Annotated in this window: 25 protein-coding genes; 20 read left to right on the top strand and 5 right to left on the bottom strand. The window is 48.6% G+C overall.

The features are described 5' to 3' along the window. The first annotated feature begins 109 nt into the window (after positions 1-109). The 13 genes from ODZ53_RS15950 to ODZ53_RS15890 all read left to right on the top strand — a co-directional run bounded on the left by ODZ53_RS15950 (position 110) and on the right by ODZ53_RS15890 (position 13,885). The gene (locus ODZ53_RS15950) at positions 110-1,315 is read left to right on the top strand and encodes an ROK family transcriptional regulator (RefSeq protein WP_372678240.1); all 1,206 of its coding nucleotides are present in this window, start codon (positions 110-112) and stop codon (positions 1,313-1,315) included. A gap of 151 nt (positions 1,316-1,466) precedes the next feature. Then, the gene (locus tag ODZ53_RS15945) at positions 1,467-2,747 is read left to right on the top strand and encodes an ABC transporter substrate-binding protein (RefSeq protein WP_372678238.1); all 1,281 of its coding nucleotides are present in this window, start codon (positions 1,467-1,469) and stop codon (positions 2,745-2,747) included. Between the two features lie 70 nt (positions 2,748-2,817). Next, entirely contained in the window at positions 2,818-3,777 is a 960-nt protein-coding gene (locus ODZ53_RS15940; RefSeq protein WP_372678236.1) for a carbohydrate ABC transporter permease, read from the top strand. A 30-nt stretch (positions 3,778-3,807) separates the two neighbouring features. After that, positions 3,808-4,650 (top strand): carbohydrate ABC transporter permease, encoded by an 843-nt coding sequence (locus tag ODZ53_RS15935; protein ID WP_016739348.1) that lies wholly within the window; start codon positions 3,808-3,810, stop codon positions 4,648-4,650. 28 nt (positions 4,651-4,678) lie between these two features. Beyond that, a complete protein-coding gene (locus ODZ53_RS15930; protein WP_173607165.1) occupies positions 4,679-5,668 on the top strand; it encodes a Gfo/Idh/MocA family protein in 990 nt (329 codons plus the stop codon). Positions 5,669-5,681: 13 nt separating this feature from the next. Further along, the gene (locus ODZ53_RS15925) at positions 5,682-6,656 is read left to right on the top strand and encodes a Gfo/Idh/MocA family protein (protein ID WP_372678233.1); all 975 of its coding nucleotides are present in this window, start codon (positions 5,682-5,684) and stop codon (positions 6,654-6,656) included. Between the two features lie 15 nt (positions 6,657-6,671). After that, entirely contained in the window at positions 6,672-7,646 is a 975-nt protein-coding gene (locus tag ODZ53_RS15920; RefSeq protein WP_372678231.1) for a Gfo/Idh/MocA family protein, read from the top strand. A gap of 5 nt (positions 7,647-7,651) precedes the next feature. Continuing rightward, positions 7,652-8,476: a sugar phosphate isomerase/epimerase family protein gene (locus ODZ53_RS15915; RefSeq protein ID WP_372678229.1), complete on the top strand. Its 825-nt coding sequence runs from the start codon at positions 7,652-7,654 to the stop codon at positions 8,474-8,476. A gap of 27 nt (positions 8,477-8,503) precedes the next feature. Further along, positions 8,504-9,490, top strand: a complete 987-nt coding sequence (locus ODZ53_RS15910) for an ROK family protein (RefSeq protein WP_372678227.1) — start codon at positions 8,504-8,506, stop codon at positions 9,488-9,490. A gap of 163 nt (positions 9,491-9,653) precedes the next feature. Further along, entirely contained in the window at positions 9,654-10,478 is an 825-nt protein-coding gene (locus ODZ53_RS15905) for a hypothetical protein (protein ID WP_372678225.1), read from the top strand. A 124-nt stretch (positions 10,479-10,602) separates the two neighbouring features. Next, positions 10,603-11,655, top strand: coding sequence for a hypothetical protein (locus ODZ53_RS15900; RefSeq protein WP_372678223.1), 1,053 nt, complete (start codon positions 10,603-10,605; stop codon positions 11,653-11,655). Between the two features lie 136 nt (positions 11,656-11,791). Continuing rightward, on the top strand, positions 11,792-12,706 hold the full coding sequence (gene cysK / locus ODZ53_RS15895; protein ID WP_142495600.1) for a cysteine synthase A: 915 nt from the start codon (positions 11,792-11,794) through the stop codon (positions 12,704-12,706). Between the two features lie 15 nt (positions 12,707-12,721). After that, a complete protein-coding gene (locus ODZ53_RS15890; protein WP_372678220.1) occupies positions 12,722-13,885 on the top strand; it encodes an FAD-dependent monooxygenase in 1,164 nt (387 codons plus the stop codon). Between the two features lie 58 nt (positions 13,886-13,943). Here the strand turns inward: ODZ53_RS15890 and ODZ53_RS15885 are convergent, their stop codons facing one another. Next, complete coding sequence (locus ODZ53_RS15885) at positions 13,944-15,128, bottom strand: amidohydrolase (RefSeq protein ID WP_012685443.1); 1,185 nt, start codon at positions 15,126-15,128, stop codon at positions 13,944-13,946. Positions 15,129-15,369: 241 nt separating this feature from the next. On the opposite strand from ODZ53_RS15885, the gene ODZ53_RS15880 reads away from it, so the two are divergent. Then, entirely contained in the window at positions 15,370-16,704 is a 1,335-nt protein-coding gene (locus tag ODZ53_RS15880; protein WP_372678218.1) for a sensor histidine kinase, read from the top strand. Between the two features lie 76 nt (positions 16,705-16,780). Here the strand turns inward: ODZ53_RS15880 and ODZ53_RS15875 are convergent, their stop codons facing one another. Then, on the bottom strand, positions 16,781-17,968 hold the full coding sequence (locus ODZ53_RS15875) for an MFS transporter (protein ID WP_012685445.1): 1,188 nt from the start codon (positions 17,966-17,968) through the stop codon (positions 16,781-16,783). 123 nt (positions 17,969-18,091) lie between these two features. Further along, on the bottom strand, positions 18,092-18,850 hold the full coding sequence (locus ODZ53_RS15870; RefSeq protein ID WP_016739335.1) for a TrmB family transcriptional regulator: 759 nt from the start codon (positions 18,848-18,850) through the stop codon (positions 18,092-18,094). Between the two features lie 396 nt (positions 18,851-19,246). On the opposite strand from ODZ53_RS15870, the gene ODZ53_RS15865 reads away from it, so the two are divergent. The 6 genes from ODZ53_RS15865 (at position 19,247) to ODZ53_RS15840 (ending at position 25,346) form a co-directional block, all read left to right on the top strand. Beyond that, entirely contained in the window at positions 19,247-21,508 is a 2,262-nt protein-coding gene (locus tag ODZ53_RS15865) for an immune inhibitor A domain-containing protein (protein WP_372678215.1), read from the top strand. Between the two features lie 199 nt (positions 21,509-21,707). After that, a complete protein-coding gene (locus ODZ53_RS15860) occupies positions 21,708-22,538 on the top strand; it encodes an electron transfer flavoprotein subunit beta/FixA family protein (protein WP_012685449.1) in 831 nt (276 codons plus the stop codon). Next, complete coding sequence (locus tag ODZ53_RS15855; RefSeq protein WP_372678212.1) at positions 22,535-23,557, top strand: electron transfer flavoprotein subunit alpha/FixB family protein; 1,023 nt, start codon at positions 22,535-22,537, stop codon at positions 23,555-23,557. The genes ODZ53_RS15860 and ODZ53_RS15855 overlap by 4 nt, the downstream gene beginning before the upstream one ends. Next, the gene (locus ODZ53_RS15850; protein WP_012685451.1) at positions 23,550-24,845 is read left to right on the top strand and encodes an FAD-dependent oxidoreductase; all 1,296 of its coding nucleotides are present in this window, start codon (positions 23,550-23,552) and stop codon (positions 24,843-24,845) included. Before ODZ53_RS15855 ends, ODZ53_RS15850 begins: the two co-directional genes overlap by 8 nt. Further along, positions 24,845-25,141: a ferredoxin family protein gene (locus ODZ53_RS15845; RefSeq protein WP_012685452.1), complete on the top strand. Its 297-nt coding sequence runs from the start codon at positions 24,845-24,847 to the stop codon at positions 25,139-25,141. Before ODZ53_RS15850 ends, ODZ53_RS15845 begins: the two co-directional genes overlap by 1 nt. 16 nt (positions 25,142-25,157) lie before the next feature. Further along, positions 25,158-25,346 (top strand): hypothetical protein, encoded by a 189-nt coding sequence (locus ODZ53_RS15840; RefSeq protein ID WP_372678210.1) that lies wholly within the window; start codon positions 25,158-25,160, stop codon positions 25,344-25,346. Positions 25,347-25,382: 36 nt separating this feature from the next. Here ODZ53_RS15840 and ODZ53_RS15835 read toward each other — a convergent pair whose 3' ends face one another. Together ODZ53_RS15835 and ODZ53_RS15830 are read right to left on the bottom strand one after the other, a co-directional pair. Next, positions 25,383-25,772 carry a M67 family metallopeptidase gene (locus ODZ53_RS15835; protein ID WP_372678208.1) on the bottom strand — a complete coding sequence of 130 codons (390 nt, stop codon included), beginning with the start codon at positions 25,770-25,772 and terminating at the stop codon, positions 25,383-25,385. A gap of 22 nt (positions 25,773-25,794) precedes the next feature. Then, on the bottom strand, positions 25,795-25,977 hold the full coding sequence (locus ODZ53_RS15830) for a hypothetical protein (RefSeq protein WP_217364556.1): 183 nt from the start codon (positions 25,975-25,977) through the stop codon (positions 25,795-25,797). Positions 25,978-26,023: the final 46 nt, after the last annotated feature.

Genomic DNA, 26,023 nt, shown 5'->3' with positions numbered 1-26,023 from the left:
TCAGAAAAAGTTGATCGAAATCTAAGAAAAAACGAAATTGACACAAAATACAAACTTCAGTATGATCACTTTATAAAGTCATTGGAAAAATAAAGGATGAACGAATACGATGCGCAGAACTGGAGATCTAAAACTAATTCAAGAGCTCAATCGCTTTATTATACTCGACACCATTCGCCAGTTTGGGCCCATCTCGCGAAGTGATATCGCCAAAAAGCAGGGCATCAGCCCCACTACAGTCACCTCGGCAGTCAACGAGCTGATCCGTGACGGCATGGTTGCAGAAGATGGAACTGGTGAGTCAAAGGGTGGTCGTAAGCCGATTATGGTTCGCTTTTGTCCAGACGGGAAGTTTTTGATTGGCGTCTCGATTACGAATACAGCGATTACGATAGCCGAAATGAATTTGGAAGCGGCTACAAAGCAAAAGAAAATCTATCCGGTCAAAGCTGGTCTAGTGAGTGACCAGATCATCCAGTATGTGCTGGATTCGATCGAGGACTTTCTCCAATCGGTGGATGATGTCAGCCGTTGTCTGGGCATTTCCATCATCGCACCAGGGATTGTCGATGCAGCGAGCGGGGTCATTCGCTTCAACTCCAAGCTACGTTTGCATGATGTTCCATTAAAGGACATGGCAGAAGAGCGTTTTGGTCTAAACACATGGCTCGACAACGATGCCAATGCAATCGCTCTGGCGGAAAAAAACTTCGGTGGTGGACTGAATGCTGACAATCTCCTGTTTGTTACTGTAGGAGAAGGGGTTGGTTCGGGCCTCGTTGTAAACGGTTCCATCTTCCGCGGAAGTCGAGGTGGAGCGGGTGAATTCGGGCATACGACTGTTGATCGAAGTGGGATGCGCTGTGACTGCGGTAATGTCGGCTGTTTGGAAAACTACGTGGCGTGGCCGGCCATTTACTCAGGCATACTGTCCGCCGTTACACGCGGAAAAGAAACGCTCGTCATGGATTTGGCTGACGGAGATATGACAAGAATCACATTCGATGTCTTTCGCCAAGCACTGCATCAAGGGGATCAGGTATGCCAAGACATCGTCGACGAAATCGCTTCATACATGTCAATCGGCATCGTGAATCTGGTGAATTTGTTCAACCCGAGCCTGATCATTCTGGGTGGAGAAATGATCCGGGACAACCAAGTGCTGTTTGAGCGCATCCAAAAACAAGTGATGGCGCAAGCGATGGGGACGATGGTCGAAGGGCTGGAATTCCGTCCAACTGTACTGGGGGCTGATTTCGAAGTCAAGGCTGCTGCTGCTGTTTTGTTACAAGATGTTTTTCACTTCAGCTTGTAACATCTTTTTATACACTTTATTTGGTCATTGGAAAAAGAAAGTTTACCCCATCTAATTCGTTGAAAGGGGGCGAGTCGAAAAGGAAAGCGCGTTGAGTTTGACCATATTTTGGGGGTAAAAGAGGAGAACGTAAATCGAGGAGGGGTTTCTGATGAAGAAGTTGGTTTCGATTGCAATGGCTGCTCTCTTGGTAGCAGTAGCAGGATGTTCGGGCGGCGGGCAGAGCTCCGCACCAGCTGGAACAACTGACAGTGCTGCTTCAGGCGAAAAGGTAACGCTCACCTATGCACTGTGGGACAAAAACCAAATGCCTGCGATGGAGGAAATGGCAAAAAAGTTTAACGAAAAGAACCCGAACGTGGACATCAAGATCGAGCTAACACCTAACAAGCAATACTGGACAAAGATGGAGGCAGCCGCAACGGGTGGCACCCTGCCGGACATTTTTTGGATTAATGGTCCGCGTATCATTAAATACGCAGATAACGACATGCTCTTGCCGATTACAGATCAAATTAAGGCAGATGGCATCGATCTGAATAATTATCCGAAAGCTCTCGTTGATCTCTACACCTACGATGGACAAAACTACGCGCTACCGAAAGATTTCGACACCATTGGCCTCTGGTATAACAAGAAGCTGTTTGACGATGCAAAAGTACCGTATCCAGACGAAACCTGGGATTGGAACAAGCTGAGGGAAGTAGCAAAGCAACTGACGGATGAGAAAAAAGGCGTTTGGGGAATTGCAGCACCTCCTTATGGACAGGACGGCTTCTATAACACAATCCTTCAAAACGGTGGCTATATCATTTCGGAAGACAAGAAAACGTCCGGCTATGACAAACCGGAAACGATCGAGGGCCTCAAGTTTTGGACAGACCTGATCAACGAAAAAGCATCACCAACAGCAGCGCAATTGTCCGAAACAGAGGCAACACAGCTATTTGAGTCAGGCAAGATCGCGATGATGTACAACGGTTCATGGATGGCATCCGCTTTTCATAAGAATGAATATACGAAGGACAAGGTGGACGTGACGTATCTTCCAAAAGGGAAAGAGAACACAAGCGTCATTCACGGCTTGGGCAACGTGATTTCGGCTAATACCAAGCATCCGAAGGAAGCATGGGAATTCGTGAAATTCTTGGGCTCGAAAGAAGGGGCAGAAATCCTGGCAAAATCGGGTGCTGCGATTCCGGCATTTAACGGAACACAGGATACATGGATGCAATCCATGCCGAACTTTCATTTGAAAATTTTCATTGATCAGGCAGCTGTGGCGAAACCGTATCCGATCTCGAAGGACACGGCAAAATGGGCCAAGCTGGAAACAGAGCTCATGACCAAGGCTTGGGCTGGACAAATGAGCGTAGAGGATGCATCCAAAGAGCTGGCGCAAAAAATGAACGAAATGCTTAGCCAAGAATAAAAGGTCTATGATGGATGGCTTCGCATCATGGACGAGGCCATCCTTTTTGAAAAGCTGATGTAAGGAGGGAATGAATGCGATGAGCAGCCAGTTGCAGCCTGAAATGCACGCCGCCGTCCAGCCAAAAACGAATAAATCGTTGAATCGCATGAAGAGAAGTGATTGGTTCTGGGCGTATCTCATGATTGCTCCCACACTGATCGGGTTGGGTGTCTTCTACTTATGGCCGATCGTACAAACCATTTATTTAAGCTTTACCAAATGGGGAGGCTTCGGCAAGTACAAGTGGGCTGGCTTACATAATTACGAGCTGTTGTTGAAGGACCCTAACTTGTGGATCGCGCTGAAAAATACGCTGATTTATACAGTAATCGCAGTTCCGGTAGGTATCGCTATCTCCATTTTTATCGCTGTGCTACTTAATCAGAAAATTAGGGGGATTGCGATTTATCGCACCCTGTACTTCCTGCCCGTTGTGACGATGGCAGCAGCGGTGGCGATGGTGTGGAGATGGTTGTACAACGCTGATTACGGTCTGATCAATTATTTGCTGGGCTCGATAGGCATTGAGGGCCCAAGGTGGATATCTGATCCCGCCATTGCTTTGTATGCGGTGATTATCGTTGCCGTTTGGAGCTCCATCGGATACAACATGGTTATTTTTTTGGCCGGACTGCAAGGCATCCCGAGAAGCTATTACGAAGCGGCAGAAATTGATGGAGCGGGGCCGGTTCGCATGTTTTTCAAGATTACATTGCCTCTGTTGACTCCTTCGATTTTTTTCGTCAGTATCACTTCCTTGATTGGGGCTTTTCAAGTATTTGACCTGATTTACCTGATGCTTGGAAGCAAAATGGGCAATCCAGCGACTGAACAAACGCAGACGATGGCATACTTGTTCTTTACGAATGGATTTGAATCAGGAAACGGTGGCTATGCGGCCGCAGTTGCTGTCGTGCTTCTGGTGATGATCCTGATTGTTACCGCAATTCAAATGAAGTTGCAGAAAAAATGGGTTCACTATGATTAATCAAAGCTGAACAGACGGGAGGGATATGGAATGAGTGTATATACGAGTCGGAACAAAATGGGCAAGAAGTTGCTGATTCATCTGCTGTTGATTGCAGGTGCTCTCGTAATGATTGCGCCATTCGTCTGGATGGTTCTCACCTCGCTCAAGTCACTAGGCGAATCAACACAGGTGCCTCCGGTCATTTTGCCGACCAAGTACCAGTGGGAGAATTACACCCATATTTTTGAGATGCTGCCCTTCTTGGACTTTTATTGGAATACCGTGATCACAACTGTGGCGAAGGTAATCGGACAAGTATTCCTTTGCTCGCTTGCGGCGTACGCATTCGCGCGAATTGAATTTCCAGGGCGAAACGCCTTGTTCATCCTGTTCTTGACCGTTTTGATGGTGCCAGGCCAGGTGTTTCTGCTCCCGCAATTTATGATCATGAAGGAGCTTGGCTGGCTGAATACGTTGACAGCACTGATTGTACCTGGATTGTTCAGTGCATTCGGTACGTTTCTTCTGCGTCAGTTTTTCATGTCGCTGCCAAAAGAACTGGAAGAAGCGGCGAAGCTCGATGGCTGCAACCATTTTCAGATTTATTGGAGAATTATGCTGCCGTTGGCGAAGCCCGGCTTGATCGCACTCGCTATTTTCGTAGCATTGTGGTCTTGGAACGACCTGATGTGGCCGTTGATCGTCAACAGCACGCCTGATAAAATGCCGCTCTCCGCTGGCTTGGCGTATTTGACGGGCGAGCACACCAATTTGACGAACTACCCGATTTTGATGGCGGGCTCCGTTCTTGCCATTTGGCCAATGATCATCGTCTTTATTTTCTTGCAGAAGCATTTTGTCGAGGGAATTACCCTAACTGGGTCCAAATAGACTTTTTCCCAAAAGGAGTGAAACCATTATGAATCATGTTCTGGTAATCGGAGCAGGAACCATGGGGACTGTTCACGCGAAATCGTATGCTGCCATGGAAAACGTCAAGCTGGTCGGGATCGTCGATATCCGTAGCGAGAGAGGAAAAGAGCTGGCAGCCGAGACAAAAACAGAATGGTTTGGGAGCTATGAAGAGGCCATAGAAAAACTGGCGCAGGTAGATATCGTAGACGTGTGTTTGCCTACGTACCTTCATAAGACCTATGTGAAAAAGGCTGCGGATGCAGGCAAGCATGTCATTTGCGAAAAGCCGTTGGCCCGTGATAAGGAAGAAGCTCGTTTTATCGTTGATTATTGCCGGGAGAAAAACGTCAAGCTGTTCGTCGGACACGTCCTGCGCTTCTTCCCGGAGTACGAAAAGTCCCGTCAGCTGGTTAATGACGGTGCGATTGGCAACGTTGGTGTGGCACGGACGTTCCGTGGTGGTATCTTCCCGACAGCGTGGAATGACTGGTACGCCGACTACAAAAACAGTGGCAGCCTTGTTTTAGATATGATCATTCACGATTTTGACTTTTTGCGTTGGTGCTTCGGGGATGTGGAGCGTGTGTACGCGAAAGGCTTGCTTGGTCGAGGTTTTGCCCGGATGGATTACGCGCTGGTCACGCTTCGCTTCAAGAACGGCATGATTGCACATGTGGAAGGCTCGTGGGCACATGAAGGCTTCGCGATGAAAATGGAGCTGGCAGGCAAGGAGGGTATCATTTCCTACGACAGCTCGAAGGAAAAACCGTTAGTTGCGGTCAATCGCTCGAAGCAAGCTGGCATGAATGGAGTCGCAGTTCCGGAGAGCCCGTTGCGTGAAAACCCGTATTTCAGAGAACTGAAGCATTTCATCGAGTGCATCGACCATGATCTGGAGCCACTCGTGACGGCAGAAGACGCTGTGAAAGCGGTAGAAATCGCTCGTGCCGCGCTTGTGTCAATCGAAACGGGCAAACCCGTAACTTTGGTGTAGGAGGGGACTGGACATGAAACTCGGAATCATCAGTGTTGCACATATGCATGCATACAGTTACGCAAATGCGGTTGCGAAATTAGATGGGGTTCAATTAGTCGGGGTAGCAGACGAGGATGAAGTGCGTGGAAAGGCGGCGGCTGAAAAGTTTGGCGTTCCGTACTTCGCCGATTATCATGAGCTACTCGCAACGGATATCGATGCGGTCATCGTCACCTCGGAAAACGCCAAGCACCAAGAGCATACGATAGCGGCAGCGAAGGCTGGCAAGCACATCCTGTGTGAAAAACCGCTGGCGACAACAGCAGAGGCTGCTCAAGAGATGATCGACTTTTGCCGTGAACAGGGCGTCATTTTGCAGACGGCATTCCCAGTGCGATTCCATCCGGCTGTTGTTCGAGCAAAGCAATTGGTGGAGCAAGGCAAGGTCGGGCGGATCATGGCAATCCGGGGTACGAACCGTGGACAAAATCCTGGTGGTTGGTTCGTCGATCCGGAAAAATCCGGCGGAGGTGCAGTGATCGATCACACGGTTCACGTTGTTGATTTGATGCGCTGGTTTATGAACGCTGAAGTGCGTGAGGTATATGCGGAGATAGACAGCAAGTTTTCCGATACGCCGATTGATGATTGCGGCATTTTGACCATGGAATTTGAAAATGGGGTATTTGCTACACTCGATTGCAGCTGGTCTCGCAACAAGTCCTTCCCGACATGGGGAGACGTGACGATGGAAATTATCGGGACAGAGGGCACAATTTCGCTCGACGCTTTTTCTCAAAAGCTGGATGTATATTCCAATGAAAAAGGCTTGAAGTGGGTCAACTGGGGCGATGACATGGACAGTCAATTGGTCAAGGATTTCGTCACCAGCGTACGAGAAAAGAAAGCGCCGTCCATTACGGGTGAAGACGGCTTGCGGGCTGTGGAAGTTGCACTCGCCGCTTATCGATCCGCTGAACAAAAGCAACCAGTCGTATTACGCTAGGACGGTGAAGGACGCATGAGTGTACGTGTAGGCATGATCGGCGTAGGTGGAATCGGGCAGCATCATCTAAAAGGCTTGTTGACCGACGAGAGGGTAAAGGTCGTTGCAGTATGCGACGTGAACCAAGTGGCGGCTGCTGAGACTGCTGAGCGCATTGGTGCGCATGGCTACATCTCTTGGCGGGAGCTAGTAGAGGTAGAAAAGCTGGATGCTTTGTTTGTGTGCGTCCCACCTTTTGCCCATGAAGAGATTGAGGAAACGGCGGCTGCGAAAGGGATTCATCTGTTTGTCGAAAAGCCAATTGGGCTGGACATACAGAAAGTAAATGAAAAGCAAGCAGCGATTGAAAAGGCAGGGATTATCACTGCGACTGGCTATTGCCTGCGTTATCTCGATATCGTACAGGAAGCGAAAGCGTACTTGGAAGGCAAGTCGATTGCACTCGTCCGCGGTCATTATTTGACCAAGTTCGTCACGACACCTTGGTGGAGGGAAATGGGCAAGTCGGGTGGACAGCTTGTCGAGCAGGCGACACATACGCTGGACATGATGCGGTATTTGGCTGGAGATATTGAGAAGGTCTATGCGCAGATGGCCTTGCTCGTCTCGCGTGACATTCCAAACATTGATATTCCAGACGTGACTTCCATTAGTATGGTGTTTCAGTCAGGGGCGCTAGGACATCTGGATACGTGCTTCATCCAGCCTGATCACCGTACGAATGTAGAAATCTTGGGCAAAGATTTCCGCGTCATGATTGACGGGAAGCAATTATCGATCATCGATGAGCAGGGAGCGAGTACGAAAGAGAGCACAGTGGATATGTACGTGGAGCAAGATCGGGCGTTTATTACAGCGATTGTGACAGGGGATCGCAGCTTGATTCTGTCGCCGTATGAATCAGCGAGAAAGACGCTGGAAGTAACATTGGCAGCGAATCAGTCGGCACAAGAAGGAAAGCCTGTCACTATTTTGAGAAAAGGGGAGTGAGGCGCATGGCTTTTCAAAAGGGAATCAATGCTTGGTGCTTCCCAAAGGAAACGAGCGTGCAAGAAATGTTTCGCCAGGCGAAAGCCCATGGCTATCAAGGGGTAGAACTAAATTTGGACGAGGGAGATGCTCCCTTTCATCTAGGGATGACAGAGCAGGAATTAAAGGGGCTGGCAGACGAGGCTCGCGAGCTCGGTTTGGAGCTGCCAAGCGTCTCTACTGCCCTTTTATGGAAATATCCGTTGACACACAATGAGGAAGCGACCCGCGAGCAAGGCATTCGTGTTGTCGAGAAAATGATAGAGGCGGCAAGCATTTTTGGCTCGCGAACCGTCCTCGTCGTTCCAGGTCTCGTAACTGCTGAGGTGTCGTATGATACAGCCTACGAGCGGTCGCGTGAAGCATTGCAGCGCTTGGCGAAAAAGGCGGAGCAGCATCAGGTATACATCGGAGTCGAAAACGTGTGGAACAAGTTTTTGCTTAGTCCACTGGAGATGGCCCGCTTGATCGATGAAGTAGATAGTCCGTGGGTAGGCGCTTATTTTGATGTAGGCAACGTGTTGCAATTCGGTTTTCCTGAGCAATGGATTCGTATTTTGGGCAAGAGAATCCAAGCTATTCACGTCAAAGATTTTAAGACAACGACAGGCAACATCACAGGTTTCGTGCCGCTGCTCGCTGGCGATATTCCATGGAACCGCGTGATGGAAGCGTTGCGTGAGATCGGGTACGACGGCTACATCATCCCGGAAATCTCGCCTTATAGCCAGTTGCCTGAGCAATTGATCGCGCATACGTCCCATTCGTTGGACGCCATTTTTCAATCGTGAATGGACAGCAAGGATGTGAAGCGGAAGATGAATCAAGACAAACCATATGCCATCGGGATTGATCTGGGAGGCACGAAGATCATGGTCGCGATCGTCGACGAGCATGGCAACATCCTCAGGCAGGCGAACGCAGCGACCCAAACAGAAGAGGCAGCGCAGGCAGTCATCGGACGCATCGGTGATTTGGTGCAGACGGTCCTAGACGATAGCGGAATCCATCTCTCTCGCATTCGCGGGATCGGGATTGCAACTGCGGGAATTATTGATACGCAGCGGCAAATGGTCATTTTTGCGAGCAATCTAAACTGGAGCGATGTGCCGATCGGTGCGATCCTTCAGGAGCGGTTTGGCGTAGCCGTGCAATTGATCAATGATGCCAATGCAGCAGCGGTAGCAGAATGGGCGTTTGGAAGTGCACGAGGCACGAAAGACTTGATTTATGTAACGGTCAGTACGGGTGTTGGTGCTGGGATTATCAGTGGAGGACGGCTGATTACAGGTGTTGGCGATAGTGCCGGGGAGTTCGGGCATATTTCGCTTGATCCAGAAGGACCGTTGTGCGTGTGCGGGAATAGAGGATGTTTGGAAAATTACACGTCTGGGCTGGCTTTGGCAAGCAGGGCTAGGGAACAGCTTCAACAGGGTGCTACAAGCTCGTTACTCGTTGAAAATGGGAATGACCTGAGCAGGATAACGGCTAGAGAGGTCGGAGAGGCAGCGGTTCGCGGAGATTTGCTCAGCATGACCTTGATGAAGGAAGCAGGTTATTATCTCGGGGTCGGACTGACCAATCTGATCCACCTGTTCAATCCACAAGTGATTGTCATTGGTGGCGGTGTGATGAAGAACGGACAGCTACTGCTTGCAGAAGCGAAGAACGTCATTCGCGAGCGTTCAATCTCTCGGATGGCAAACCAAGCGAGCATCCAGTTGACGACCATTGGAGCGGAAGCAGGTGTGCTCGGTGCAGCAGGCATGTATTATCCGTCCGAGCGTGAAATGGTTGAGGTATAACGGAATGAAAGTGCGAGAGGCCGATGTTTGGTAGACATCGGCTTTTTCCTGTTCCCTGTACAGTGCAAGTCATAGGAGCCTAGACCTAGATTCTATCTATTGGTAAAATATTGATTGGAAAAGTCTTCATATAGCATGACAGAGAGACAGACGGAGGGGTACCATGGCAGAGGCCAAAACAGCAAAAGCAGCGAAGAAGCCCGGATTTTTCAAAGAACTCCTTACTTTTTTATTGGTAATTGCCATCATCCTCGGAATTGCTAGCGGTGCTATTTTCTATTTATCTGGGAAAAACCTTGATGATCTGTTAGGACCGAGACCCGTAGCGAAAAAGGAAACGAATCAGACTGCACCTGTAAATCCGGTGTCTACAGGTCAGGAAGCGGGCGCAAATCAGCAGTCAAATGCTGTGCCTGTTTCGTCGGAGGAAAATGGTGCAACAGACGTGGCGATGCCAGCGGCTTACCCTGTAGAAACGCAAGGACAACAAAGTAATGTAGATGTAGGAGAACAGGTAGCACGAACAGCACTTCCTACTCAAAAGGGAGCACTCAAGGGTACGATTACGTGGCAGTATAACGATTTTGTTGGGACGAAGCCGGATGTGAATGCAAGGATTTACCTCATTCCTACTGACTTTGATAAAAATACGATTACGGATCTGGAAGAGAGTACGTTTTTGTATGAGACCATTGCTCCAAAAGGCTCGAGATTGTATGCTGCAAAAGCAAATGGGTATGGAAATTACGAGATCGGCAACGTGCCTGCTGGGGAGTATCATATCTTAGTAGTGTCAAAACAAACCATTCGAAATTTGCAGGAACCTGTAGATGACCTTACTGCCTATACGTTAAATCCGTACGTTAGGGATTGGGAAAGTTTCGAAGCCGCTACGTTTTTGTTGTATAAACATGTACTTTCAAAAGTTACGATTGAAGAAAACCAAACGCTCGATTTTAGCCACGATTTTGGTAATACCTATATTTAAGCTTGTTTTGGCCTTTAGACTCATAGGGTTTTCCAGCGCGATTCATGTATCATATTACTATGGCACGTTTTGGCAGGAAAAACAGGTCAAACGTAATAGAATTTGTGGGTAAAGGGGTCGCAGCATGAAGGGAAAAAACAAAAGCATCATGATCGTCATGGCTCTGGTCATCGTCGCATTGCTGGGTTACGCAGGCTATCGTTTCTTTGCTCCTGTGACACTGGCAGAAGGGTATTTGTACGAAGACGATACACGTATGTTTTACACGAGTGTCACGGTAAATAACGAGAAAGTAAACGTAGAAATAACAGATTCCATCGTCGAAACGGAAGACAGCATCCCGGTTCTGAAAACCGAGTCGATCTTGCTAGAGGGGACGATAGATGGGAAGCAGCTGACCCTCAAAAATCCGGCAACGGGTCAGGATATCATCGGCACAGTGAAGGGTGACGAGCTCCAATTTGACGGGTTGCTGATGGAAGAAAATAAAGGACAGACGAGTCTTATTGCCACAAACAAAAGCGCGTACGAAAGCAAATTGACGACATTAACCAAGCGCATCAATGAGGAAGCAGAAGTAAAAAAGAAAGCAGCAGCAGAACAACAAGCCAAAGAAAAAGCGCGTGTGGACTTCGCCAAAAAAGTAGAAAAGACAGGAAAGCTAGAGGCTGATCTGATTGAAACGGCAAAGTATTTGGACGAGCTGCAATTTACGGATGAAGCGCAGTTTTCAAACGATCAAATAGCGGAGTTGCAAAGACTTTTGGAAGAGATTCGTACCTATTCGACGCAGCCAGGCTTGAGCAAGATGGAATTCGAGGTCATGCAAGGAACGCTGGGCAGTATGAAGGTGTTGGTCGATGGGATGAACACCATGGATGGCTCGATCCAGGATAAAAACAAAAACATGCAGGAAATGATCGCCATCATGGAGACCGACATGAAGGACATCCAAACGATTTGGGCGGAAATCAAAGCGAGTGTGTCGGATGCCGAGAAACGGGAAAAAGCAGTCCACGCGGCTATCAAGACGGCGACTGATTCAATCGCGCAGGCGAAGCAGCGTCAAGGCTCGGTAGGCAAAAGCGGACAAGCAAAAGTGAAAGAAACCGCGAACGGTCTGTATCAACAAGCGGTGAATGTACTGAATCAGACAAAAGCAAAGTATGGTTTTTAGACAGAAACAAGGCTCTCCTTCGAGAGCTTTTTCTCATTTAAGCACCCTTATCGTTTTCAGGGCAGAAAAATTGTATTATTCTTATAGTATTACTAAGGGATAATGACATGAAGGCATATTTTCCAGGAGGAATACGATGAGCGTCTACCAGAACATTACCGAATTGATTGGAAACACGCCGATTGTTCGACTGAGGCGCATGGTTCCTGAAGGAGCAGCAGAAGTTTTTGTGAAGCTCGAGAAATTCAATCCGTCAGGGAGTGTGAAGGACCGCGCTGCCTACAATCTGATTTTGACGGCTGAGCAAGCAGGACTGATCCAACCGGGGGATACGATCATAGAGCCAACGAGCGGCAATACCGGAATCGGCTTGGCGATGAATGCCGCAGCAAAAGGCTATCGTGCGATTTTGGTCATGCCTGACAATATGTCGAAGGAACGGATCAATATATTGAAAGCGTATGGGGCAGAGGTTGTCTTGACTCCGAGCGAGCTGAGGATGCCGGGGGCGATTGCCAAAGCGCAAGAGCTGCAAAAAGAGATTCCGCGCAGCTTTATTCCCCAGCAATTCGAAAATCAGGCGAACCCGGACATTCATCGAATGACGACAGCTAAGGAAATTTTTGCGCAAATGAATGGTCAACTGGATGCTTTTGTCGCCACAGCTGGGACGGGAGGAACGATTACCGGAACAGGCGAAGCGTTGCGCGAAAAGCTCCCGGAGCTGTATATCGCTGTCGTCGAACCAAAAGGCTCCCCGGTTCTATCTGGCGGAAAGCCTGGTCCACATAAACTGGTGGGCACGAGCCCCGGTTTTGTTCCACAAATCCTCAATACAAGCATTTATAATGAAATCATTCAAATCGCAGACGAAGACGCCCTGCAAAGCATGAGGCAGCTTGCAGCGCTGGAAGGGATTCTCGTCGGCCCTTCATCGGGTGCCTCGGTCTTTGCTGCCATCACGATTGCCAAAAGGCTGGGAGTGGGGAAACGAGTCGTTTGCATTGCGCCTGACACGGGGGAGCGGTATTTGAGTATGAATCTTTTCTAATGAGGAGAAAGAGCGATGAGCAACGAAAAACACGCGGTGATCATCGGGGCAGGCTTGAGTGGGCTCGCAACTGCGCTTGCTTTGAAGCAAAAGGGCTGGCAAGTGACGCTTTATGAGCAGGCAAAGGAGCATAAAGGCATCGGCGCTGGAATTGTTCTGGCTGCCAATGCCATGAAGGCATTGGATAAGCTGGGAGTTGGACAGGAAGTACGCGAACTTGGAGCAGCTGTCCGTTCAGCACGGATTCGCGACTGGAAAGGAAATTTATTAGTCGAGCTACCCGTCGCGGAACAAGCGGAACGGTACGGGGCTGACAGCTACTTGATTCATCGGGCTGATCTACAGCAGGCTCTTTTGGTGAAAATCTCGACGCATGAATTGGTTTTAGGCAAGCAGTTCGTTTCATTTTCTCCAGAAGAAGAAAGGGTTCATGCCGTTTTTGCAGATGGGTCACGTACACATGGGACGATTCTGATCGGAGCGGACGGGATTCACTCCCGTGTACGGAAGAGCTTGTTCGGTGAAGAGTCGATGAGATACTCCGGGTATACGGCGATTCGCGGAATTGCTACTTACAAAGACCCTCGTTATCCATTGGAATCAGGAGGAGGCTTTGAAGCATGGGGAAGGGGGATTCGATTCGGGTTTTCCCATATCGGCAACAATCGAATTCATTGGTTTGCCGCCATCAATGCACCTGAGGGAGAACAAGATGGGCCGATGGGAAGGAAGCGGGAGACGTTGTGCCGACTGGACGGCTGGTATGAGCCAGTACGGGCAGTGATTGAGGCGACAGAGGATGCAGCCATCTTGCGGCATGATATTTACGACCGTACACCACTCAGGAGATGGAGTGAGGGGCGTGTTACATTAGTGGGCGATGCGGCACATCCGATGCTGCCGAATCTGGGGCAAGGCGCGGGTCAGGGAATGGAAGACGCACTTGTGCTGGCCAGATGCCTGGCAGATGACGACAAGGACTCGGCTCACGCTTTGCGCATGTATGAAGAGATACGAAAGAAGCGAGCGAATGCGATTGTGAAAGGCTCCCGCTTGATGGGGGCAGTCACCCAATGGGAAAATCCGCTCGCCATCGCGGCTCGTCATTTCCTGCTGAAAACGATCCCTGCCCGTATCCAGAGCAGAAGACTGGACTGGATTGTCGGACACGAGGTGTGAATACGGCGGCAGAAAAAAGGCAAGGAGCATGAGGCCCTTGCCTTTCGACTTTTTCCGCTTATTGATGACGTGCCTGATAGGCAAGCAACGCTGCAATGAATAACTGACCGGTTTGAATCATGGAGCGCTCATCGACATCGAATTTGGGATGATGATGCGGATATGTCGCTTGAATCTCTGGATTGCGTCCACCGACCATGAAGAAGGTAGCGGGGCGCTCTTGGGCAAAGTAAGCAAAATCCTCTCCGCCCATGCCAGGTGGGATTTTCAAGACGCGCTCCTCGCCAAAAATACGTTTGGCTTCTTCAGCAAGTAGCGGAGTTTCTGTCTCATCGTTCCAAGTAGCTGGGTAGCCGCGTTGGTACATGATTTCGCAAGTAGCGCCGACTGCCTGGCAGCTGGCTTCCACGATACGTTTCAGAGATTGCTCGACGGCTACCCTTACTTCCTCGTCATACGTGCGGACAGTCCCCTTGAGCCTCACTTGATCAGGGATGACGTTAAACGCTTCGCCCCCGCCCACGAAGGAGCAAACAGACAGAACGACTTGTTTCAGCGGATCTACCTGACGGCTGGCAATCTGCTGCAAATTCATGACAACCTGACTGCCCAATACGATTGGATCAACGGAGGTATGAGGATAAGCACCGTGTCCGCCTTTTCCGTACAAAACGATCTCGAAGCTGTCTGCTGCTGCTGTAATGTAGCCATGACCGATTCCGACAGTGCCTACGGGAAGCTCGGAGGCAACGTGTGCGCCATACACAACATCGACTCCTTCGAGACAACCCGCCTCCACCATTGCTTTGGCGCCACCAGGTGGCAGCTCTTCCGCGAACTGATGCAGAAATACCACATTTCCTGGGAGCTCATCGCGAAACTCGCTCAACACTTGTGCGACTCCTAAAAGTCCGGAGGTATGTATATCGTGACCGCACGCGTGCATGACGCCTGGAATGCGGGACTTATACGGTACTTCTTTTTCATCGTGGATGGGTAAGGCATCGAAGTCAGCGCGCAACGCAACTGTTTTTCCTGGTTTTCCACCCCTCAAGAGACCGACAACACCCATGCCACCAACACCAGTTTGTACCTCTATACCAAAAGAAGCCAGCTTGTCTGCTACTTTCTTCGCTGTGTTTTCCTCCTGAAAGGAAAGCTCGGGATACATATGCAAATCACGTCTGAATGTAACAAGCTCTGGATAAATCTCCTGTAGCCGGGCAAACCATTTTTCTTCCATCGAACCCACTCCTTTTTCCTAGGGAAAGAGATTGGTATTTCGTATTCGCCTTATTATAAAAATATTCCGAATCATAATTCAATGTATGATTTCGATAACTATAATGAAGCTACATTCATATTATGTAGACATTTCCAGTAGAAATCTCTAGAATATTAGAGAGACATGTTCAAAAAGTCGTGTTTTTAGTACAACCAAATAAACAAAAGACGACTTTTTGCACAGATGGATTGAGGAGATTATGACGAGTACACACCCAAAAAACCCCAGAGTTCTAATCATTATGCTCGTTTCTAGCATCCTTGTTTTGATCTTGACTTGTGTAAGCATCGCGATTTCTTATTTCAATACGATTCAATCCGTCCGACTCTCCATTGCGAATCAAAGCATGAAAGCTGCCTCTACAGTAGCAGACAGTCTAGATGTTGACGCGTATCAGGAGTTTTTACGAAATCCGGTAAAAGGGACCCCCGCCTATAAACGAATCGAACAGCAATTGAATCAAGCGCGTGAGCAGCTCGGTCTGCTGTATTTATACACGATTCAAATCAGTGAAGACAGGCAGAGTGGTCGCGCAATGATCGTCGCAAGGCCTCCAAATGCGAAGCAAACTTTTGATATCGGTATGCCTATTGTTCTATCTTCTAAGCACATTCAAATGATTTACGAAGGATCATCAACGTACTACTCAGATATTATCAGGGATCCAAATTACGGGGTCTACTTGTCTGCTGGCGCGCCGCTTAGAGATAAAGAAGGAAGAATCATCGGAATCATTGGAGTAGATACGGACGTAGCCATCGTCGAGGACATTGGAGATGATGTCGTTCGTAGCAGCATTCCTGTTTTTGCGATTCAAGGTTTGTTTGTCGTCGTACTGATCTTCCTGGTTCTTTGCATGGAACGCTGGTACCAACGTGCCATCAAGGCAGCAGTTGACGAGACGGAAGAAACCTATCAGGATGAATTGCGCTCAGTCATTTGTTCGATGCGCTCCATACGCCATGATTTCGTCAATCACATGCAAGTGCTCTACGGTTTGATCGAATGCGGATATTATCCAAAAGCACGAGATTACGTACAGTCGTTGCTGAAAGAAACCAAGCTTTTGGACCTCACCGTGAGGTTTGCGAATCCTGCCTTAATGGTATTGCTTCACACCAAATGGGAGCAGGCTAAATCCAAACAAATCGTAATGCAATTTGAAGAATGTTCTGATCCAATTGATAGCATTCCTTCCGTTGATCTCATAAAAATTTTATCGAATCTTATTGATAATGCGATTGAAGCGGCTGATTTAGCGGATGGGGAAAAGCGAGTCAGCATTTCATTTTGCTGTGATGAGGAACATGTTATTTTCCAAGTTGAAAATACAGGACCGGAAATAACGCCAGAACAACGAGCACGTATATTCGAGAATGGCTATACAACGAAAACGAAAACAGAGAAAAAATGTGGCTCGCGTGGAACGGGACTGACGATCGTAGATGCAGTTGTTCACAAGTACAAGGGGAAAATTGAGGTTTGGTCCGAGCGGGGAATCACGAGATTTACCGTCTGGTTGCCGGTGAAATAGGCTCGTAACGAAAACGATACTAGGAAGATAAGAAAAAGCCGTCAAACAGTTGACGGCTTTTTGCTTTTGCGAGTCTCTATGCATGGTGTCCTGGCGCAGGTTGTACCACTTGGCTTTCCTGTGCTTGAAATGGACGTGAGACCGAGTAAAAGGCAAATCCGAATGAAATCAGGACGAACACGGCTCCAACCCAAGGCGTGTAGATGACGGATGACCGTTCGACGACGAGGCCGCCAGCCAGAGAGCCAAGGGCGATACCTAAATGCTGGGCAGAAGTATTCAAGCTCAATTGAATATCCGCAGTAGCAGGTGAGCAGGAGATCAAATAGTTTTGCTGCGCTGGCGAAATAGCCCAGCTAAGCGCACTCCAGATGACCATGATCGGCAAGAACAAATAAAGCGAGCCTGTAAAAAACGGCAAGACACACATGATCAAGCCAAACACTGGAATGATGAACAGTATGCTTTTGGTTGCTCCCCATTTATCTGCGATCCAACCGCCAATACCGCCGCCAGCAACGGCTGCAAGCCCAAACAAGAGATAAATCCAGCTCAGTGTCGTTCCATCGACATTCATCGTCGTTTGCAGATAAGGGGTGAAGTATGCATATAGCGTCAAGTGACCTGTCAGCATTAACAAAACGATAAACAAGGCGCTGAATAGCTTGCCGCTACGGAGGGTAGTCATTTGATCACGCAGCGGGATCGGCGGTGCGGTTTGAACTTTTGGCAAAAATAAGAGGATAAAAATCATCGCGACAATACTCAGAGCTGCAATTAGCCAAAAGGGGGCACGCCATCCGAAGGCATTCCCCAGAGCCAGTCCGACAGGGACACCGAGTACGAGCGAACCGCTAATCCCCATGAAAATAACCCCAATGGCGCGGCCGCGATAAGCAGGTTCCACAAGATTCGTTGCAATTGTAATCGACAGCACAATCAGGATGGAGCTACTTGCTGCGCTCAAGACGCGCGCCGTCATTAATACCGCGTAGCTCGGACTAAGTGCAGCGAGCACATTACTCAGGAAAAAGGCTGCTAATGCATACAAGTATAGCTTTTTACGCTCGACGCGCCTTGTAACATGCAGGAGCAGAGGAGCAGCAATGGCAAAGGCAAGCGAGAAAATGGTGATTAATTGTCCGGCAGCGCTAATCGATACCTGAAGATCACGAGCAATCAGATCAAGCGTACCACCGATAATCAATTCCACCGTACCTACGACAAAGGTAGCAATCGCTAAGATGAAGACACGTGGATTCAAGACAATAGCTCCTTTCAACAAAAAGGTTACTACCATAATAGTAACCTTTTTGTTCTTGTGCAACTAGAAAATTCTCCATATAAATAGAAAAGACTTCGGCCAAAAGCCAAAGTCGAGGGATTATCAGTATCGGAGACGGATGATCATCTTGCGGATTTCTTCATCGTCAAACAGTTGATCCACATATTTTTGGGTGATTTTTGTCAGCGCGACATCATGGTAAAAAGAATCGGCAAAAAATTTGACGAACGGTTGACCGCGTGTCTTGATCGCATGCCAGCCTGTGTCCTCCTCACCTGCAAAAATCATTTCATCTTGGTCCGCTACGATTAGCTGATAGCGCTCCAAGCCTTGATGCTCTTGCACCGGGATAAAGGAATGAACACAGGAAAGCGTGGTGTTAATCTGCCCGATCACCAAGGCTTCGATCTCTACGCCTTCCTTTTCTTTCCTCTCAAGTAGGGGGACATACTCTAAAAAATCATCGGACCAGGCGGAGATACGAATAGACCGAGTCGCTCGTTGGATCAGTTGTTTACATTCTGCGCGAATTGATTCGTCAACCTTCAGGCTCCAGACTCGGTCATCACGTACGGTTTTATGAGAAAGGGAGCTGGTTAATTTTTTGACGTCCGTTTGAAATTGGCGGGTCAGCTTTTCTACCAGGCTGTCCAGAGGAAGGGCTGTATACCGCTTCTTCTTTTCCGATATGGTGTCAAGAACCATCCCCTTTTCTACCAGACGATTGAGCACCTCGTAAATTTTGGCCTTTGGCACCCCTGAATGCTTCACGACCATTGCCGCATCGAGAGGCTCGCCGCTAGACGCCAACGCTTCATAAACTTTACTCTCATACAGAGAAAAACCAAATGTTTGCAGCATCAAAATCCTCCATGGAAAACACGAGCATTTTTATTCGATCGTACCGATAATCGAGGTGTTTTGCAAGAAAGAGGAGGGGCGAAAGGAATATTTTATCGAAAAGTATCGGGTTTTTTCGACGTAATTCGACAAAATTCTTGTAGGTCCTTAGGCAGTAGACATACCAAGCATATATCAAATAGAGACCCTATGTGTAAATGATCAGCCGAAAATTCGGCACTTGTTGCAAGTAGGTCGATAGCCTTATTGAGCAATTTCTTTTGAACGTGAAGGCTTTTTTGTCGAAGGAAAAAATTTGGCAAAGATTACGTATCGCGTAATAATTAAAAATAGTCGGAATTGGGGGTTTAATTTTCCGATGCATCACAAATAGATAGAAAAAGAGGGTGAACCGCAGTGAAGAAAAGCAAAAAGCTCTTATCCGTTTTATTTTCCTCCTCACTCCTGCTCAGTACTTTCGTGGCTGCACCTGCAACGGGTTTGGCCAAATCAAAAGAGGACAAGCATGATCTGCATGTAGATTTGTCCACTGTTAACCTGGATCGACTGATTAAAGGGTTAATGGAGCAAGGAATCATTGATGAAGACGCCGATCAGGAAGAGATTGACGAGGCATTGCTCGAGTACTTCGAAGACAAAAAAGTACCGCACGGCATTGATGAGTCGTCTTCTTACGGTAAGGAAGCGAGCAGAGGACAGCAGGCAGCATTGGCTGATGCTGTGCAGAAAGTAGCTGAGATGGAAGACGGCGATGAAGTGCGTGCTTCCAAGCGTCTACATACAGATAACATCGTTGTCGCTCTTGTCGAGTACCCTGACCGGGAGCATAATCAGCTACCAAAAGTGAGTGACTCGCTTTGGACGGAAGACTTCAACGAAAAGCATTACAAAGAAATGCTGTTTGATCAGGAGGGGTACAAAACTCCTGAAGGAATCGGCATGACAACAATGGCGAAATACTTCTATCTGCAATCGGGAAGAACGTGGACCGTTGATGGTGTGGTAACGCCATGGCAAATGGCAGAGAACGGCTACAAGTATTATGGAGGGAACTCCAAGGCTGGTGACGATTCCAATCCGCGCGATCTGGTAATCGAGACCTTGGCGGCGGTTGGGGAATCCATTGCCGGGAAAGAGGAATTGTACGATCAGCGCGATCCGTATGATATCGATGGTGATGGAGACCTAATGGAGCCGGATGGCAATCTGGACAACCTCATGCTCGTTCATGCGGGGATCGGAGAAGAGACAGGGGAAGATCCAGATGCGATCTGGTCTCACCGTTGGACTTTGAAAAAGCCGGTGGAAATTCCTGGAACAGGCCTCAAGGCATTTGATTACATGATCCAGCCTGAAGATGGCGCCCCAGGTGTATTCACTCACGAATACGGACACAATCTCGGTTTGCCAGACTTGTATGACACGACAAGAGCCGGAAAAGATTCGCCAGTAGGTGCTTGGTCCCTCATGTCGTCCGGTAGCCATACAGGTAAGGTCTTCCAAACAGAACCTACAGGCCTTGATCCTTGGTCCAAAATGGTTCTACAACAAATGTTTGGCGGCAACTGGATTGCTCCGACTGTTCTGGACTACAAAGATGTAGAAAAACGCAAGAAAACGGTTCAGCTCATTGATGCGAGCAGCATTGAGAAAAACGGAAAAGTCGTCAAACTGAATATGCCGAAAGTTGAAAAGAAACCGCCGGTTGAGCCAAAAGATGGTGGCTACGCATACTTCTCGGATGAAGGAAACAAACTGAACACCAAAATGACTTCCGATGTGATCGATTTGACTGGGGTCAGCTCCGCCACGATGAAATTCGACTCATGGAGAAACATTGAGGAAGGCTATGATTACCTCTCCGTCAATGTAATCGATGCGGATACAGGTGAGAAAAAAGAAGTGCAAAAATTCGATGATGTAACAAAAGGCTGGGACAAAGAAGAAATTAGCCTGAATGAGTTTGTCGGCAAAAAAGTGCAAGTCGAGTTTAACTATGTGACGGACGTCGCTTACGTGTTGGACGGCTTCTATCTCGATAACTTTGAAGTAGTGGCAGATGGGCAAGTTATCTTCGCGGATGATGCAGAGGGTGAGAAGAAGTTCAAGTTGGATGGCTTCATCCACTTCGATGGAAAAGGCAAAATGTACGATTCGTACTATTTGGTTGAGCTGCGCTCTCACGAAGGAATTGACGCTGGACTGAAGTACTTCCGCCGAAATGACTCCTTCTTCACGTATGATCCAGGTATGGTGATCTGGTACTTTGATGGTCGCTACGAAAGAACACGTGATAACAATACGAGCCAGCACCCAGGCTACGGCTTGCTCGGTGTAGTAGATGCCCATCAGGAAGTACGTTACTGGAACAATGATGAGGGTAACAAAAGCGCAATCGCAGACTCCCGCTATCAGGTGAACGATGCTGCGTTTAGCCCGAACAACACATCCGGTATGGATCTGGATTACATCTATGGAACGATGCAATACGATCCGTTGAAAGGTGTTAAGGAGTTTGACGACAGTGATGACTACTCGATGCCAGAAGTACCGGAAGTCGGTAAAATCCTGCCGCAAATCGGTTTGCAAATCAAACTGAAAAGAGCTTCCAAGAAGTTCACGGATGCTACGGTTGAGTTCTCCATTGACAAACATTAATGAATAAGCCAAAAGACGCCACACAGCGCCAAGCTGATGTTTGGCGTCTTTTTCGTTTCTATGATTACTGGTCTAAGCTCGGCTGCATCGAAATAGGCTATAACAATGAACGACAAGCTGCCCGAACTGATTGCGCGTAAGAAAGGCAACCTTTTGTACAGGCATAGGAATCGCGCCCGGCAGCAAGGGGGGATTAATTATGCTGCATATTGTCGCTTGCATTAAGCAGGTGCCGGACACCAAAATCATCAAGATGAATCCGAAGACGAATACGATGGATCGCGCCAGTGCACCAGCTATTCTTAACCCGTATGATGCACATGCGGTAGAAGAAGCCGTTCGGTTGAAAAATCGATATGGGGGTGTGGTCTCCGTCGTCACCATGGGACCGCCGCCAGCGGTGAAGGCCATTCGGAAGTGCATCGAGATCGGAGCAGACGCAGGCTATCTGGTAACGGATCGTGCATTTGCCGGAGCAGACACATTGGCAACCAGCTATGCGATTACCAAAGCCATTGAGAAGATTGCAGAAAGCCAGCCAGTCGACCTCGTCATTTGCGGAAAGATGACCATCGACGGTGATACGGGACAAGTCGGACCAGGAGTCGCCAGACGGTTGGATATTCCGCCGCTTACGTGTGTGAAAAAAGTAGTGGAGATAAACAAAGAACAAGGTTACGCCATCGTGCATCGAAAGCTGGAGGATGGTTATGAAGTCATCCAGTCGACCTTGCCTTGTTTGTTTTCTGTGGAGAAGGAGATTAATGAGGTACCGTATTCTCCGCTGCCCAACATGCTTCGAGCTGCTAGGTATAATCCTGTTGTTTGGTCCGTCGATGACTTGGGGGATATCGATCGGACGCAGTTAGGTCTGAAGGGCTCTCCTACCATCGTTGCAAAAGTTTGGCCCCCAGAGAAGCCAAAGGGTGGCGAAATGCTCGAAGGAAGCGTCAGCGAGCAAATCGCACGCTTGATGGAAGTTTTGCATGATAAACAGCGATTGTTTCGGGTGAAGGAGGAGCAGATATGAATCTGGATGATTTTCGTGGCATCTGGGTGTTTTTAGAGGTGAGTGACGGCCGTATCGCCCCAGTATCACTCGAGCTGTTGGGAGCGGGAAGACAAATGGCTGACAAGCGAGACGTGCCGCTTGCTGGCTTGTTAATCGGAGATGGAGTCAAGGAGTTGGCCCACACGGCGTTTCCCTTCGGTGCGGATCAAGTGTATGTATACGATCAGAAGATTTTTCATGAGTACCGTACAGAGTCCTACATGCGAGCTGTCATCGAATGTGTCCAAAAGCACAAGCCGGAAATTATCTTGTATGGGGCGACGTCCACGGGAAAAGATTTGGCTAGCGCTGTTGCGACGGATTTGGAGACAGGGCTGACCGCCGATACGACCATGCTCGATGTGAACGCGGAGACAGGATTGCTGGAGGCGAGCCGTCCAGCGTTTGGTGGAAACATCATGGCGACGATTTTGTGCAAAAAACATCGACCGCAAATGGCGACCGTTCGCCCAAAAGTCATGAAAGCGCTTGAGCCAGACCAGTCACGTACAGGAGAGATCATCGAGGAAACCATGGAGCTGCGTGAAGAAGACATTCGCACAAAAGTACTGAAAATCGTCCGGGAGACGAAGGAAAAGGTGCGGTTGGATGAGGCAGATGTAATCGTCGCTGGCGGTAAGGGACTCGGAAGCAAGGAAGGCTTTGCGCTTATTCATCGCTTCGCAGAACGAATCGGGGCAACCGTCGGGGCCAGCAGAGATGCGGTGGAAGCTGGCTGGATCGGTCATGAACATCAGGTCGGACAGACGGGAGTGACGGTCACGCCAAAAATCTATTTTGCCATCGGCATATCGGGAGCTATCCAGCATTTGGTCGGCATGCGTAACTCAGGATTGATCATTGCCATCAATAAAGACCCGAATGCACTCATCTTCCAGGCTTGTCACTACGGTATTGTCGGTGATGCTTTTGAAATTGTGCCATTGCTCATGGAAGCATTCCAAAAGGAGCCGGACAAGGAGGTAACGTATGGCTGAGAAATTTGATGTAATCATTGTCGGAGCAGGCCCGGCTGGAACAGCTTGTGCTTATACGCTTGCCAAAGCGGGTGTAAATGTACTTTTGATGGAGCGCGGGGAATATCCGGGTTCCAAAAACGTCATGGGAGGTGTTTTGTATCGCAAAACGATGGAAGACATCATCCCCGAATTTTACAAGGAGGCGCCTGTTGAGAGACCGATCGTCGAACAGCGGTTCATGATGCTTGATAGGGAATCAGCCATCAATTTCAGTTATAAAGGCATGGAGTGGGCCCAGGAACCTTATAACAATTTCACGGTGCTGCGGGCGAAATTTGACCAATGGTTTGCAGACAAAGCCGTGCAGCAGGGAGCACTTTTACTTAATGAGACCGTGGCTTTGCAGTGCATTGTTGAAAATGGCAAAGTAGTCGGTGTGAAAACAGATCGACCGGATGGGGACCTATACGCAGATGTTGTCGTTCTGGCAGACGGCGTCAACTCCTTGCTGGCGAAATCGTTAGGGTTCCACAAAGAGTTTCGTCCAGATGAAGTAGCGCTTGCTGTCATGGAAGTATTGAAGCTGGATCGTAAAATAATCGAGGATCGCTTTAACCTAGAGGGCGATCACGGTTGTACGATTGAAATTTTCGGAGATTCGACCAAAGGGATTTTGGGGACGGCTTGGTTGTATACGAATAAGGACAGCTTGAACATTGGGGTAGGGACGATGCTGTCGGGTCTGATCAAAAACAAGATTAAGCCGTATGAGTTGTTGGACTATGTAAAGAATCATCCGATGATTCGGCCGTATATCCAAGGGTGTGAGCAGCAGGAATACTTGGCGCACCTGATTCCCGAGGGAGGCTATCGTTCCATTCCCAAAATTGTCGGCAATGGTGTCCTAGTCGTAGGAGATGCTGCCCAGCTCGTCAATGCGATCCATCGAGAGGGATCGAATATGGCGATGGCATCTGGTGTCATGGCGGCGGAAACGATCCTGGCGGCAAAAGAAGCGGGGGACTATTCCGAAAAAATGCTCGACGGATACCGAATCAATCTGTTGAATAGCTTTGTCGGTCAAGATTTGAAAAAATACAAGGACGCCACGCATCACTTTGAAAAATTCCCGCAGTATTTTGAACAGTATATTCCAATGATGAACAAAGCGGCGAGTCAGATGTTCACGGTTGATGGCAGCTCGAAATGGAGCAAGCAGAAGAAAATCTGGAGCGACCTCGGCTCTGCGAAGGACAAATGGAAAATGGCGCGTGACTTGATGAATGCGTGGAGGGTGATGAAGTGATGCAGGATATACCAAAGGGCCAGTCAATCGAGGAGAAACAGTATCTCGTGCGTTTCAAAGCGGATACGGAGTCACATCTGCATGTGCTCTCTGCTGATGTTTGTGCGACGCAATGCCCTGATAAGCTCTGTACCATCTTTTGTCCTGCGGAAGTATACAAATGGGAAGAAGTGCGGATGCACGTCGGTTACGAAGGATGTCACGAATGTGGGAGCTGCCGTATTGGTTGCCCGTATGAAAATATCAAGTGGGTGTATCCGAAGGGTGGACACGGAATCATCTTCAGACTCGGGTAATGGGCGGCGATAAGCGGTGATACAAGTAGGCGATCTGGTCGTATATGTAAAGGATGGGGCAAAGGGAGTCGTCATTCATATTGAGGAGGACCGCTTCCAGATAATGTGGGAAGATGATTTTGTCAGCTGGGAGAAAAGGGAATGGCTGTTGCCCAGTTCATTGGAACAAAGCGATCTTCTAAAACAGAAAGAACAGCAGGAGTAGATTCCCGCTGTTCTTTTGTTTTGAGGAATTTGATCACTAGTTACGGACTGTATAAGGATACATCCGAGCAAAAGACCCCTCAATTCGAAAACAGCCGAGAACTGGTTGTGGAGAAGCGAGTGAAACGATGAGATACGCGGCCTCCGGGTAGCGACAGTAAGCAATATCTTCAGGTGACGGAATGGGAGGTGCAGTAGGGTGGGAGTGGTAGATCCCGACCAAATGCTCCCCGCGCAACGCCATTTCGTGGAAAACGCGTTGAATCTGCTTGGGGTCCATAGCGAAGGCGACCGGGCTTTTCAACGTATTTTCCATTCGCCAAACCTTCTGTGCACTTCCATTTCTACCGGAGAGCAATCCACACGTTTCATTTGGTCGCTTCTCCAGAGAATCTCGGATGATCTCATCCCAGACGGTACGTGTCATGGAAAAGGGGGGTTCTGAAAGATTAGCCCTGCCAACGCCTGCCGCAGCAGCCTCCGCTTGTTCTAGTCTGGACGGACGGTTGGACTCTATGAACCGGACCGGATTTTGGCAATGGCGATCGCGGCATTTTCGATGGGCGCTGGGCAGGTTGGACTTGATGCTGTTGACGTTGATGATACAGTGCACGCATTTGTTCAGGGGTCATGGTTTTTCCTCCCTTTCTGGACTGTAATATGTTGTATTCAGGTAAG

Source organism: Brevibacillus sp. BD137, assembly GCF_041644655.1.
Lineage (GTDB): Bacteria > Bacillota > Bacilli > Brevibacillales > Brevibacillaceae > Brevibacillus > Brevibacillus brevis_D.
This window is presented reverse-complemented; position numbering and strand designations above follow the sequence as displayed.